The sequence below is a fragment of the Pseudomonas akapageensis genome (assembly GCF_011355085.1).
Taxonomy (GTDB): Bacteria; Pseudomonadota; Gammaproteobacteria; order Pseudomonadales; family Pseudomonadaceae; genus Aquipseudomonas; species Aquipseudomonas akapageensis.
On sequence record NZ_VXCP01000060.1, the window covers coordinates 1 to 13578 of the forward strand.

The 13578-nt window shown below is 58.4% G+C and carries 7 protein-coding genes; 4 read left to right on the top strand and 3 right to left on the bottom strand.

Features of this window, described 5'->3' with window-relative positions; genetic code table 11:
- Nucleotides 1–132: 132 nt before the first annotated feature.
- The 3 genes from F2S13_RS27990 to F2S13_RS28000 all read right to left on the bottom strand — a co-directional run bounded on the left by F2S13_RS27990 (nucleotide 133) and on the right by F2S13_RS28000 (nucleotide 6617).
- Nucleotides 133–5043, bottom strand: a complete 4911-nt coding sequence (locus F2S13_RS27990) for an RHS repeat domain-containing protein (RefSeq protein WP_166367074.1) — start codon at nucleotides 5041–5043, stop codon at nucleotides 133–135.
- Nucleotides 5044–5123: 80 nt separating this feature from the next.
- Nucleotides 5124–6185, bottom strand: a complete 1062-nt coding sequence (locus tag F2S13_RS27995; RefSeq protein ID WP_166367076.1) for a hypothetical protein — start codon at nucleotides 6183–6185, stop codon at nucleotides 5124–5126.
- A gap of 57 nt (nucleotides 6186–6242) precedes the next feature.
- Nucleotides 6243–6617 (bottom strand): hypothetical protein, encoded by a 375-nt coding sequence (locus F2S13_RS28000; protein ID WP_166367078.1) that lies wholly within the window; start codon nucleotides 6615–6617, stop codon nucleotides 6243–6245.
- 3 nt (nucleotides 6618–6620) lie between these two features.
- Between F2S13_RS28000 and F2S13_RS28005 the strand changes: the two genes are divergently transcribed.
- The 4 genes from F2S13_RS28005 to F2S13_RS28020 all read left to right on the top strand — a co-directional run bounded on the left by F2S13_RS28005 (nucleotide 6621) and on the right by F2S13_RS28020 (nucleotide 13576).
- The gene (locus tag F2S13_RS28005; protein ID WP_166367080.1) at nucleotides 6621–6908 is read left to right on the top strand and encodes a hypothetical protein; all 288 of its coding nucleotides are present in this window, start codon (nucleotides 6621–6623) and stop codon (nucleotides 6906–6908) included.
- Between the two features lie 296 nt (nucleotides 6909–7204).
- Nucleotides 7205–9064, top strand: a complete 1860-nt coding sequence (locus tag F2S13_RS28010) for a hypothetical protein (protein WP_166367082.1) — start codon at nucleotides 7205–7207, stop codon at nucleotides 9062–9064.
- A 118-nt stretch (nucleotides 9065–9182) separates the two neighbouring features.
- Entirely contained in the window at nucleotides 9183–11039 is a 1857-nt protein-coding gene (locus F2S13_RS28015) for a hypothetical protein (RefSeq protein WP_166367084.1), read from the top strand.
- 113 nt (nucleotides 11040–11152) lie between these two features.
- Nucleotides 11153–13576 carry a hypothetical protein gene (locus F2S13_RS28020; RefSeq protein WP_166367086.1) on the top strand — a complete coding sequence of 808 codons (2424 nt, stop codon included), beginning with the start codon at nucleotides 11153–11155 and terminating at the stop codon, nucleotides 13574–13576.
- Nucleotides 13577–13578 lie beyond the last annotated feature (2 nt).

The window sequence follows — 13578 nt, forward strand, 5'->3', positions numbered from 1 at the left end:
GGGTGGGTATGTAGGATTGGTCTGTCAGATGGGGGGGATTAGGCGGTATGTAAAGTAATTTATGTAGCTGGGAGCGAAGTGCAGCAATCAAAAATCCCGCAGAACGGGATCTGCGGGATTTTTGATTAGTTGCTAAGTTCTATTCAGAATTTTCCCAAGGCCTTTTACCCTGAACGCATTAACGGCGTTAGTCACTATGCCAACGGTTCCAACAGCACGCGGGAAATCTTTGGGTCGCACATCAACGTGTCTGAGCCTGACTGTGTCTCCGGAGCTGTTAGTGGGTACGGATGGTGGGGCCGGTGAATGTGCCTGAGTCTGAACTGGAAGGACATCAGGGCTACTATCATAGTCGACAGACGGAATACTTGGAGTTACAGAGCCGCGTGTGTCAACGACGTCAATGCCAGTATCGCTTGCAGATGGCCGTCTTGCTGCCTGCGAAGTAGAGCTGCCGGCACGCGATAAGTTTGGTGTTGCACCAGTTGGCACAGCATCAGTCTGTGTACCTACGCTCTTCCGCGTTACACCAGCACCACCAGCCGGCGATTTCGACCGGGTCGCCCCAAACCCTACAACTATCCCGCCGAGGACGGTGGCCGCATAACCTCCATACATGAGTCCCTCCGCGACCTTTGGATCTTGCACTAAATTCGAGGCAGCTTGCAGACCAAGACCCAAAATCTGAATTCCCGCGCCCACGACAAGTGGCAAAGTGACTCCTCCTGTAAAGTAGATGGAGGCCGCTATCGATACCACCAGAATTACCGCACCGACAATAGTGCCTAGCCAGCCGCCCAGGAGGCTTTTATCTGGCTTCTGCTTCTCGGGCGGATCGATATACGGCGGATTCGGATCCCGCCGAGGTGCCACAGAATCAGCACGATGCCCGGTCGGGTCGCGCCATGTGATCGGGTTGCCCAGGCAATACAGGTAAGGGTTGATCCCCGATTCCTCGGGGCTGAGCGAGTCCGGGCTGTGAAAACGCATCAGGCTCGGGTTGTAGGCCCGGTACCCACGACCCAGCAGGTACCAGCCAAAGGCCTTGTCGCGGGCTTCGCCGTTGAACGCCAGCAGGCTGTCCAGTCCGTTGTCGCCGGCGCGTTCGCCGTAGGCGCTGTAGTTCGCTGTCTGTACGCCGCCTGCGTCGCTCTCGCCGATCACGCTGTTGGCCGCATCGGTCAGCAGCAGGCGGGTCTGGGCGGGGCTGCCGGGCTGCTGCTGGCCCAGCGGGCGGTCGCCGTCGTACAGGTATTGGGTAAGCACGCCGTCTTCCAGGGTGCTGCTCAGGCTGTAGCCCTGATAAGCGCGCAGGCTTTCGCTGGCACTGCCGTGGCGCACGCCGACCAGATGGTCGTGGCCATCGTAGCGGTAACTGGCGAGCGATGCATCGTCATTGGCGCTGCGCACTTCCAGCAGGCGGCCGAGGCTGTCGTAGCGCAGGCGGCGGCCCTGCTCGTCGTTTAGCATGTGGCCGTCGGCGTCGTACTCGAAGGCCTGTTGCGCCGGATAATCGGGGTGGGTATGGGTGACGCTCCTGAGCTGGAAGCTGCCATCTTCGGCATAGACGAAGCGTGCCGTATCCCGAGTGCCATCGTCGAACGTCGTCACGCATTGGGTGATGTTGTTCAAGTCATCGAACCGGAACAGCTGTTGCGTGATCGGCGTGCCCTGGGCGTTGGTCGGCAAGGTGTCGCCTTCGCAGGCATGACGCGTCAGGCGGTTGAGCGCATCGTAGTCGAAGGTTTCCAGGAGCCTGGAGCGGCCATCCTGCTGCAGCTCGCGGCTGTGCAACTGATCGTCGTCGCGCCAGACCTGGGTCAGGGTTTGCACGGTGCCGGCGTCCAGGCGCAAGGTGCGCAGCACTTCGCGACCGTGCTCGTCGTATTCAAGGTCAGTCACCAGAGCGCGGCCGCTGGCCAGGTCGGTGCTGGTGCTCTGGGCCAGCAGACTGTCGCCGTTGTAGACGAACTCGGCCTTGAGATTGCCCTGGCTGACCTGCCGCAGCCGGCCGAACTCATCGTAATCGTACTGGGTCGGGGCGCCGCCGCTGTCGCTGCGGCTCAGCTGGCGCCCCTGCAGCGAGGTCCGGTAGTCGCTCTGCTGGCGCTGGCCATCCTTGTCGATCCACTGTTCGGACTTCAGGTGGCCCTGGTCGGTGTACTGGTAAATCCGCTCGCCATTGGCATTTTGCGTGCCGGTGATGTCGGCGCTGAAGCGGTCGTAGCCGTAGCTGGCCGACCCGTCCGGCGCTTCGATGGTGGCGGGCTGTGTGGTCAGGGCCAGGCGGTAATTGTATTTGATGGTGCGGTTGCTGGCGGTGATGCGCTGGCTGACCAGCACCTGTTCGCCGTCGTAACGGTATTGCTCCATTCGCGGGCCGACGCTGAGGCGGGTCAGGCGATCGAGGCCGTCGAACCCACGCTCGCACACGGGCAGCGGTGCCGAGCCGTTGACGGGCGACACTTCGAGCCGGGTGGGCAGTTCGTTGCGGCTGTGTTCGGCAAAGGTGCGGGCGATCGCGCTGTCGTTGGGCAATACCGTGCGCTGCATGCGACCCCAGGCGTCGTATTCATAGCGGGTGGTGCGTTGCAGGTTCTGCGTGGGTTGGCCGTCGGGGCTGCGCAGGGTTTCCACTTCGCGGGTGCAGCTGCCCAGGCCGGTGTAGAAGTATTCCCGCAAACCTGCCGGTGTACCGTCGGCATCCAGGCGCTGCACCGAGACGGGCTTGTCGAACAGGTTGTACTGGGTCACCTGCCGGTGGGTGCGCACGCCAGGTTTTTCGGCATTCTCCTGCCAGGTGCTGACGGTGTTGCCATGGGGGCCGAAGGGCGACATCTCGCTGAACTGGGCGACGCCGTCCGGGCCGGTCTGTTTGTACAGTTGCCCCCAGGCGTCGTATTCGAAGTGGCTGGTCAGGGCCAGGCTGCGTTCGTCCAGCTGGTCGAAAACGGTTTCGCGGGTTTTACGGCCCAGGCCATCGAATTGGGCGGCATAGGTCTGGTGCCGCACGCGTTGCTGGCCGGTGGCATCGAGGGTTTCGCGTTCTTGGCGAAGGGTACGGTTGTATCCGTCGAAGAAGGTGAAGGTGGTGACCCCTTTGACATCCGTCACCGCTTGTGTGGCTTGTTGCCCATCGGTGGAGGTGAGGCTGTATTGATACTGACGCGTCGCTACGTACTCGGTGTCGGGTGCCACGGTTTCAGTCACGAGACGTCTCAGGGCATCGTAGCGATAATGGGTCCGCACGCCGTGGATGTTTTCGTCGCGCATCAGGTCACCGGTGAACAGCGAGTGCGCGGTGGTGGTGGTCTTTTGCGTGCGGTCGAAGCCGATGTAGGTTTCGACGGTTTGCTGCAGGGTTTCGCGGCCCAGTTCGCCATCGACCTTGCTGTAGCGAAACTCCGTGCGTGAGGTCTTGCCATTGAGGGTTTCGGTCTGGAAGTCCGCGCGGCCATGCAGGAAGAGCCTGTCGGGCATGTCCAGATAGCGCCGCTCGGTCTGCCGCAGCAGGTTCTGGTTGTCGCCTTCGATATGCACCAGGGTTTCGCTATCGATCAATAGCCAACCGTTGCCGATCCCGCCTTGCACCGGCGGCAGTTGCCGGTAGCCATAACGCGTGCGCAGCACGGGTGCCTGGCCTTCGCCACCGGTGGCGGGGTACACGGTCTGGCTGCGCAGATTACGCACGAAGCCTTCGGGGTCGGCCGGGCAGCCTTCGCTATCGTCGACTGGGTAATACTCGCGAACGATGCGGATGCCGTCGGGCGTGAGCTCTTCGAGCAGGTTGCCGTGATCGTCGTAGAGGGTGGTCAGGATCTCGCTGCGCGTCCTGGTCGCATCGTTAGCCAGTGCCCAGCGCTTTTCCACGGTCTTGGGCAACTGGAAATAGGGCGGCTGCTGATCGAAGGGCACGTCCAGGGCGTGATAGGTATTGAGCACCTTCTGGATGCAACCGTCCTGGGCGGTGGTTTCTTCGGTCAACAGGTGGAAGCGGTTGAAATGGCGCACGACGCTGCGCACCACCCTGCCATCGAGCAGGTGCTCGGTGATGGAGCCATAGCTGTAGCTGCCGCTGACCTTGTACAGGTTGTCCAGGCCGTCATCGCTCCAGCTGATGGCGCTGTTGTTGCCCAGGAAGTTCTCGTTGGTATAGGTGTAGCGTGCCTCCATGCGCGGCTGGTCGAAGCCGGGCAGGATTTCATGGCGGGTGACCCTGGGCAGCGGCTGGCGGCCACTGTTGCCGGGGTAGGCGTGGCCGCCATCGTTGTACTCGACCAGCTCGCGCCCGCCCACCGGGGTCTGGACCTCCTTGATGCAGGTCATGCCGCGCACCTGCACGTAATCGAAGCGCCAGCTGGCCCGCTCGGCGGTCGGCAACACGATCTCGCGCACGTGCCGATCGGTCAGCTTGACCTCGAAGCGCGCCAGCGGCGTGCCGCCGGGGCCGGCGAAGGGGTGCAACTGCAGGACCATGCTGCTGTCACTGGAGCGGTCGATCTGCAACAGCGTCTGTTCGCTGGCGTCCTTGATCGAGGCCAGGCAGGGTTGGCCCCGGAAGCTGGTGTAGTGCAGGCTGATCCAGTGTCCCGATGGCGAGCAGACCCGGCTTGGCAGGGCCACCCGGTCGGCGCCGCTGCCCAGGGTTTGCAGGATCTCCACCAACCCGGACTTGTGCACCACGCGGTAGGTGTCGTTGCCGTCGTTGTAGAAGTGGAAGCTGTCGAGCTTCTTCTCGCGAATCGACGGCTGCGGGCCGCTGCCGGTGACCTTGAAGGTCTCCCCGGTGCTCAGGGCCAGCATGCTGTTGGGCGGGGTGTACTGGGACAGGTTGAGGTTCCAGCCTCTGCCGAAGCCCGAGTCCAGTATGTTGAGCGGGTTGAAGGCCAGCTGCAGAGGCAGGACCGGGCCGCACAGGTCGTTACTCTTGAGTTCCGGCAGGTCGATGGTTGCGGTGTATTGGCCGGTACGCGGGTCGACGCTGTTTTGCACGAAACTCAGAAAGTTGAAGGCGTTGGAATGCGCCGTTGAGGAAGTGGTCATGGTCGTGAATCCTCGATAAGACGGTTCGGGAGTGGCAGCGCGCCCGGCAGTTGCCAGCCGGGCCATATTGTCGGAGGGGGTTAGCGGAGTGTGCCGCAGCGGTACCGGGTCGGACCGTTTTCGTCGTCTTCGTGCCAGCGACCGATCATCACGCTGTTGTCCGGGCAGTTGAAGGTGTGATTCTTTTCTATGACCTCAGACGACCAATTACCTGGAGTGGCGGCAAGTTCACGTTGCAATGAGTCGACAACCGTCGCGCATTCATACTTGGTCATGCCGTTCTCGTCGCCCGCATGCTGGCGGCCGGTCATGACTTGGTTGCCGGGGCAACTGAAATAGATACCTCGGTTAGGTTTCTCGCCATCCCCGGACTCCTTGATCTCAACGGACCATGTGCGATCCTTCAAGGTCAATGGGCCTTCTCGCGTGGCAACGCCGCAGCGGTAGCCGGTATTCTTGTTTTCGTCACCGTAATGCCTGCGTCCGGTCAGGATCTGGTTGACAGGGCAGCTGTAATTCGAGTTGGCCTCCTTGATCGGGTCGGACCAGGTGTGCGATCCGGTCGTTGCATAGGGGGGAGGGGGTGGCATGCCTACGCTGCGGCCGGCGGTCACCCTGATGCACGAGAGTGCATCGCGGATTTCCGAGCCCGGCTTATGGTACTTCCTCAGGAGCTGAAAGCCTTCTTTCACTATTTGTTCTTCGTTGTAGGAGAACAAGTTTACAACTTCAATGATGCCAGAGCTGGACAGTTTTCTGGTGGTCTTCAATTCCATCCAGAAGTTGCTGGTGTGCGGCTCGACAGGTGTTTCTTCTTCATTGCGCGGCACCGTTTGATCTTTAGTAGTGGTGGTTTGACACCAGTCGTCATCGGTCAGAAGAATGGTGGTGGCTGAAGGCAGCAGGTCGAATTCTATAGAACGAGGTTTAATGTTGTGACAGTTATTGCCGGCAGAAGTCATTTCAAATTGCCGCGTAATACCACTGCCCATTGCAGGCGGTGTGAGCGAACATTGAGCCTGATTCTGGTCGCGGATAATGATGCTGGCGGATTTCGGCGCTGTATCGGACATCGCCAAACCTGGCAGTGTCAGACAGGCGAGTCCGGAGAGTAAGTAAATAAAGTTCTTCATGTTTTTCATGGTGATCAGCGCCGAAGGTTTATGTTGTGCTAAGTAATGGGCGAATATAAATGCGGCTTACCACAATGTTCCGCACAAGTACCGGGTTTCTCCGTGTTCATCACCTTCATGGTATCGACCGATCATGACTTGATTGTCGGGGCAGACGTATTCGTGACCTTTTTTGTCCGAACCGCCTTCTGCCGCGTTATATCCCCATGCGACTTCAATGACTTGCAGGTAATCACCCCATTTATCCTTGACTTTGGCGCAGGTATATTCGGTATCGCCATTCTCATCACCTTCATGTGAACGGCCAGTCATTACACTGTTATTCCTGCATTTTTGTTCCCCGCTGGTACTTTCCTTGACTGGGCCCAGCGTAGAGCGTTCGACCAGAATTAACGGACGAACTCCATTTTGCTCCAGGGTGGCGCAGAGGTGGCTGGTCATCCCGTGTTCATCGGCGACACCATTATTGCCTTCTCTGATTCTTCGCCCAACCATCACTTTGTTGCCATCACACAGGAAGGGCCATCGCCTTTATCTCCATCATGGGATGCGCTTTCCTTTTTTTCCGATGACCAACTGCTGTCATGTATCACCCCGGCTGCAGCCCTGGGTTTGCTTGCGGGTGACGGGGACGGTGCAGAGTCATCTCCAGAACAAGCGCTGAGCATTGTGAAAGCCGACAACAATACGGCTGTAAAGTACTGGCCTTTGACGAGTGGCTTGAATAGGTAAGTATTCATTGTTGCTCCTTGGGCTTAAGTGGTAATTGCGTAGGCTTATTAACCAATAAAATGGGTTGGATCGGATGGTAGAAGCAAAAATCGAGGTTGCCTACCTAGCACAATTGATAGGTTGCAGGCGCGCTGCGGGAATAAAAGTCGGCGATTGTAGTCGCGTTCGAAAGGCGCGCAACCTATCACTTCTGTCAGTATTCATTGGCGGATATCACTGGTAAAAAACATCCCTGTCACTGGCAGGTAAAGCGCTTTGCAGAGTAGGATTTTCGGACTTGAGTATGTGGTGGAGATATGCCTCGCGAAACGCTCAATACAATAATGGACTGGGCACGGTCGGCGCCCAGAACCCTTGGTTGGGATGCAATAGTTGCTTACCATCGCGATGTGCTTAATGCACTGTTGGCAGACGGTTATATTCAGGGGTTTACAAGTGATCGCTATTTGGAAGCTTTCCCCATTGAAGAGGTCGTAACAGCCAATCGGCACTGGGAATACATCGAAAACTGCCTTCTGGACCACCCCCGTCTGTTTTTTGGTGACAACTCGATCATTCAAAGTACGGCATCCTTTACCCTGCGGATGGTAGGGGGCACGCAGTTGTCCGTGATCAAGAATGTCGGGCAGCGGGTCCGCGCTGTGGAGCGGGTCGGGCCGTGCAATGGCCTGGCCGATATCTCCCTGGTCATGCACGTCAATTTGCAGTTGAACCCTGGAACCTTGGATTCAGAAGGGCGGGTGCGGCTGAGCTGGGCCGATGGTAGCCGTTTTTTCCTGCAGAAAGACGGCAGTCAGGAATTGGACGAGCTTGGCGCGGGAAAATACCGGCGTGCGATGGAGGCGTGGCCAGCGGCCAGGAAAATGTTCGAACTCAATCGCATTCAGTTGAGCCCGGGGAACTATTGGTTGCGGCCATTGCAGTTCCTTGTCCGGGGGCACCACTCGTTGCATAACCCCCCTGAATCCGCCCATGAACTGTTGTTGTTTATAAAGTTCGCGGGCAACGATAACGGTAGGCTGCCCGCCAGTGACGGCAGTCAGAAATATCTGATCGCCGAGGCGCCAGACCTCGTGCCGCTCACGATTCTGCCAACGCTGCCGGATGTTGCTGACAGTCGCAACAGCAGGGCAGCCGAGGGCACAATGGATGCGTATGCCGTGTTTCGTTTGCATGAATTGTTGTTGCCCCCCGAAGCCCTGTATCAAGACGGTTGGTCGGACGTCGCAACGGTGCTGTTTGGCCGTGCGTGGGACCAAGGCAGGCTCAATGACCGCGTGAGCCCCAACGAAGTCACGCTGGGGCCTGGCGACCGCTGGAAGTTTACGTCCCCGACGTCCGGGCCCGTGGAGTGGAGCGTGCGCAACCTGGGGGGGGAGTCGGGCAGTGCCGGACGGATAGGCGACGATGGCAGCTACACCGCGCCCACTGGCTTTAGCGGTGATTTCAAGCGGGTGATCGTCACGGCCCGGGAAACGGGGCCGAATGCGGGTTATCGGGGCTCGGTCCTGGTGACCATCATGCAGCAGTCGATCTTCGTCGACCCTTATGTTCAGGTTACCAGTGCCGGTGGTCCGCCTCATTCCATTCGTGCGGGTAACGGGCATCAGACAACTATGCAATGGAGCCTTGAACCGGGCTCGACCGGGGGGTTGCAAAGCGCGCCCGCCGGGCAAACGCTGTATACACCCCCGGCTTCACCGCGTCCTGCGGTAATTTTTGACGCGTCGGCAAAAACGCTTGAACCGGCGGCCGTCAGAAGCAGCACAGACCGACTCGTCACACTGGATACCATCAAGGTTCGGGGTCTGATCAACACTGAAACATCATCGGTTGTGGTTGTTCATATCCCCCAGACGCATTTTTTTCGAGTGGAAAAAACACCGGCGGGCAATGGGCTCCAGTTGAAATTCTATTACGTGGACAAGCAAGGGGTCGAAGTTCGTGTCGCCGACGCCGATACACAATGGACATTACTGTCAGGTGACGGCGCGCTTTCACCCCAGGGTGTTTATACGCCTGCCGTCAATGGGCGTTGCAGATTTGCCGTGATCCGGGCAATTGAAGATGACGACCAGCGCTGGTATTGGGCATTCATCGTGGTGCCGCTGCCGTTGATAAGTATTGATCGTTTCGTAAGTTTACATAATGGCTGACAGTGCGCTTGTCGATAGTGTTTTTATTACGTGTCCGGGGCAAAACCTATCAGTTCTGCTAGTAGGCAGCCGAGTGGCGCAGGAGTAAAAAATAACCACGCTATAGGGAGTTTGCAATATGAAGTCAAATGCCGCCCGGCCACTCGAAGACCTCAAGGAAGCGCCGTCGATACCCAACATCCCGGACTTGACGGCCAATAATGAAATTGATGTCGACGCTCTGGGAAGCGACAACCTGGTGACCTATATCAAGTACCCGGGGATCGCCCTGGGCGATGTCATCTGGCCCAACTGGCGAGGCTGCAGTGCAGTGGGCCAGGCCCATGACCTGGCGGACGCCCGGGTGGATGTCTCCGAGGAAGAAGGTTACACCGAAGCGCTGGGGATGCCCGTCGCTATTCCCAATGCTTTGCTGCAAGCGCTCAACCAGGGCTGGGCCTTTTATTCCTACGCGGTGTCCTTGCCGCAGGATCCGGATGATCGCGGGCCGGAGTCGGTTCGGCAATTCTGTTACGTGGGCCTTCGCCCGCTGCGAACCACGCAATTGCCGGTGGTGCAGCTCAGGGAATCCCACGACTTGCATTTGGGCGTGGACGATATCGGTTCGGCCGGGGCGACAGCGGTCGTGCCGCCTTACCAGGCGATGCAGGCAGGGGACAAGGTCAGGCTGATTTTTCAGGGGTTTTATGAGGGCTATCCCGAACCCGAGTGGAGCCAGCTCAAGACCCTGCAGCCTGAGGATGTCGGCGCGCCAATGGTATGGCGGATCCCCAGGGTCGAGTTTGACTTCATTGAAGGCGGCCACGCCGATATCCATTATGTCATCGAGTACAGCGAATCGTCGCAGCGTACGACATCACCCACTCAGACCTTCCGGATCGAGCCGCTGCAGGCAACGCTGTTGCCGGAACTGCGCATCGACGACTACACCGGCGGGCCGCTGGATCCCAACCTGTTTCCCAATGGCTTGACCGTGCGCATCGACCCCTATCCGGGGCTGCAGGTCGATGACTGGCTGTTGCTGTACTGGCGCGGTCCGAACGAAGCGGGCAGTGTCGTGCAGGCCTTGCGCCTGGATTTGACCAGTGTGCAGAGTGAATCACTGGTGCTGCGCATCGAGCCCCAATGGTTGGACGTCAATATCGGGGCGCAGGTTTCGGTGTTCTATCAGTATGCGCGGGAAGGGGGGGCGCTCACGTCGCAAGCGCTGCCTTTGGCGGTGCAGATGCCGCGCGAACTGTCGCCGCCGCAGATCGAGCAAGCGGTGGCCGAGGGGGGGAGCGGCGAGCACAAGGGGCGGCTGGCCGCGAGCACGGCAACGCACAATGGCGCATTCGTCAATGTACCCGAGTCGGTCGTGGTCGGCGTGGGCGAGAGCCTTGAGGTGCATTGGAGAGGCCATGAGAATGGCGGGCGCCATGTCGCCGAGCGCCCTCACTCGGGTCAAACCCCGAAGCGATTCCAGATCCCCTCCAGCGCCATCGCGGCGAACATGGAGCAGAACGCCGAGGCCGAGGCAAAGCGCTTCGAGGTGGTTTACCGCCTGAATATGGCCGGTGGACAGCACCTGGATTCGGAGCCCTTCAATCTGCGTATCACTCCGTTGGCGCAATCCAGTTACCCGACGATTCAATGCAAACAGGCACAGGGCAATTCAACCTTGTCACTGGCGAGTGTGCCAAGTGGCGCAGACCTGGAGTTGAACAAGTGGTCCTTCATGGCTGTTGGTCAGCAAGTAACCATTTCGGCGACTGGCATCAATCCGTCGAATCAACCGGTCCACTGGACAATACGAAACAAAGTTGCTGTTACAGAGGAGGAGTTTTCTGGCAATCGAGTAGAGGCAAGTTTGCCAAGAGATTTTCTGCGGCAGTTGAAGTTGAATAATCAATTCAGTGTCGCTGTGACCGTCAGTTTCGATGGGGGTGAATCCATTGTTCAGTTTGGAACTCTATATTTGACGCTGGTGGCTTGAGGTTTACAAGTCTTGGTTGTTTTCAGGTGTGGGTAATCATGGTTGTCGGCTTCACACTCAAGTGCGAAGCGATGACGAGCTATTGTCTGAGATTGAGAAAAGAGGGTGGAGTCATGCAAAAGCAATCAGTTACAGAATTTGTTCGTTGGATGCAGGAACGGCCTAGGACCATCAATTGGGATGCCATCGTTGCCTATGATCGAAGCAAGACCAATATGCTGTTGTTTCAGGAGTACATAGAGCGCTTTACCGGGCAAAGTTATTTCGAGCCCTTGACATTTCTGGTCGAAATTTCAGTCGGCACACGCTGGGAATTTATCTACGATTATATCCTGGACAAACCACGGATTTCATTTGAAAACGCAACCATCACCCATTCTACGGCATCCTTGACCATGCGCATCGTGGGCGGTTCGCAAATTACCGTCAACAAGACAACCGGTGCGCGGGTCAGGAAGGTGTCCCGCTTGAAAATGGCCGATGCCTTGAACGGGCCGTCGTTGCGCATGGACATCGATTTGCTGAAGAACGCCGGTTCGGTTGACTCCGCTGGGCGGGTGACGTTGGATTTGTCGAAAGGGTCGCGATTTTATCTGACCTTCTCCGACACCGACGAAGAGAACGAGCAGGGGGGGGAAAAATTCAGACGGTTGTTCGAAGAATGGGAGGTTGAAAAAAAGGTGTTCGAGTTGAACAACCTTCAAATAGAACCGGACGATTTTCTCCAGCCCAAGGAATTCCATATACGAACCCATGCGGCGCCGGGCGCCAAAATTCGCGGCTCAAATACCGAAGGCGATGGCGCCGTCCTGCTGTTCGTGACCACTAAAGGGGGCGTAAACGGTCAGCTTCCGGCAGCAGATGCCGATTTGAATTACTTGATTCCTGAGGCATCACCGCCATTATCGGCGAACATCATGCTGGGCAATCGCTTCCTCTTGGGCAGGCTGATTGTTCAGGGCTGCCGCAAAATCCATAACGGTAGCGGTGAGGTCGGTCATGAGTTGATCGGGGAGGAAAGTGCGCACCTGGAGTCTGTCAGGCTCACCAGAGGCGAGCATCGTAGTGCGGCCAAGTCTGGCAGTTCGGAGCATTTTGCTTCGTTGAATCTGGCAAACGGCTTGAACTTTCCATTCAAGCGGCTTAGCTCCCAGCAACTTGGACTCTCAGGCAGCGTCAACAACAACTACCTCACGCTCCGTTGGACGGGGAAGGAGACACAGAGCATCTCCGTCCAGCGTAGCGGTGGGCAAACCATTACAAAGCCGGTGGGCTACCGCTGGGAATGGTCGCGTAGCTTTGCGTTCCATATGGAAACCGCAGGGCCGGATATAGGCAAATTGTTCCTCAAGCCGGTGGACAACGCTGACGTAAGGGAGTGCAAGGTAACGCCCGAAGAATTTGCCCAGGAAGGCACCGTCGCACCCTATTTCGCCGAGGTTGCAGACTTTGTCGAGAGCGAGCTGGCCACAGCACTGGACGCTGCACTGTTCCGGGTGGCAGAGGTTGCCCAGGACATCGATGCCTTCCGCCTCAATGGCCTGCTGTTTCGCAGCCACAATATCGTCGACCCTCGCGAAATCCATTTTCCCGGTGACCTGACCCTGCTTGGCAACCTCGCCCCGGACCGCACCCGTTTTATCGTCGACCCGGTCGAGTCCGTCATGGGCGCGGCGCAAACCCAGCAGTTCAGTGTGTCGCCGCCGACGACCGGCGTGACCTGGAGCGTCGCCAACCTGCCGGATGAGGAAGGCAATGCGGGCACCATCAGCAATGGGCTTTACACCGCACCGCCTGCCTCCAGCATCACCGGGAATCACAAGCGGGTCATCGTGACTGCAACCCAAGGCTCTGCCAGCAGCTCGGCACTGGTCAGCATCGTGCTGCGCGATGTTGCCATCGACCCGTTGGTCATGGTGGTTTCAGCGGGCGATACGGGGGGGCACAAGATGTCGGCGGCGTCGTTGGGCGGAGATGCCCTGCGCTGGACCTTGACGCCCGATTCCAAGGGGTCGCTGCGGCCTGACCCGAATCCCGATCCGGAAGTGCAGGAGGGCTGGCTGTACACAGCACCGGCTTCAGAGCCGTACGAAATCGACCCGACTCCGAGAGCGGGAGTCGCACCCGCACTGAAAAAAAACCTGGAGGACGATGTAAAGAGGCTCATCGAAGTCGACGGCGTACAGGTCGCCAGAGCCGCCGGTGGTGCGTCGCAAGTGGCCGATGTACTGGTGATTAAATTACCCGAAACCCATTGGTTCGAAACCGAGGTTGCCGGTAACGGGGTTCAACTGAGGTTTTTTGGGGAGGGCAAGAACGGTCCATACGAAGTAGCAGAAGAGGACGCCCAATGGCACCTGCTGTTGGGTGGCGGCAGATTGGAAAACGGCCTGTACACGCCAGCGCCTGACGGGCAGTCGAAGTATGCGGTCGTTGTCGCCATCGAGGAAAGCGACAAAGCCTGGTTCTGGTCATACATCATCATCCCGATCCCCTTCGTGGATATCGAGGAATTCGTTCGCTTGCAGAACGAATGAGG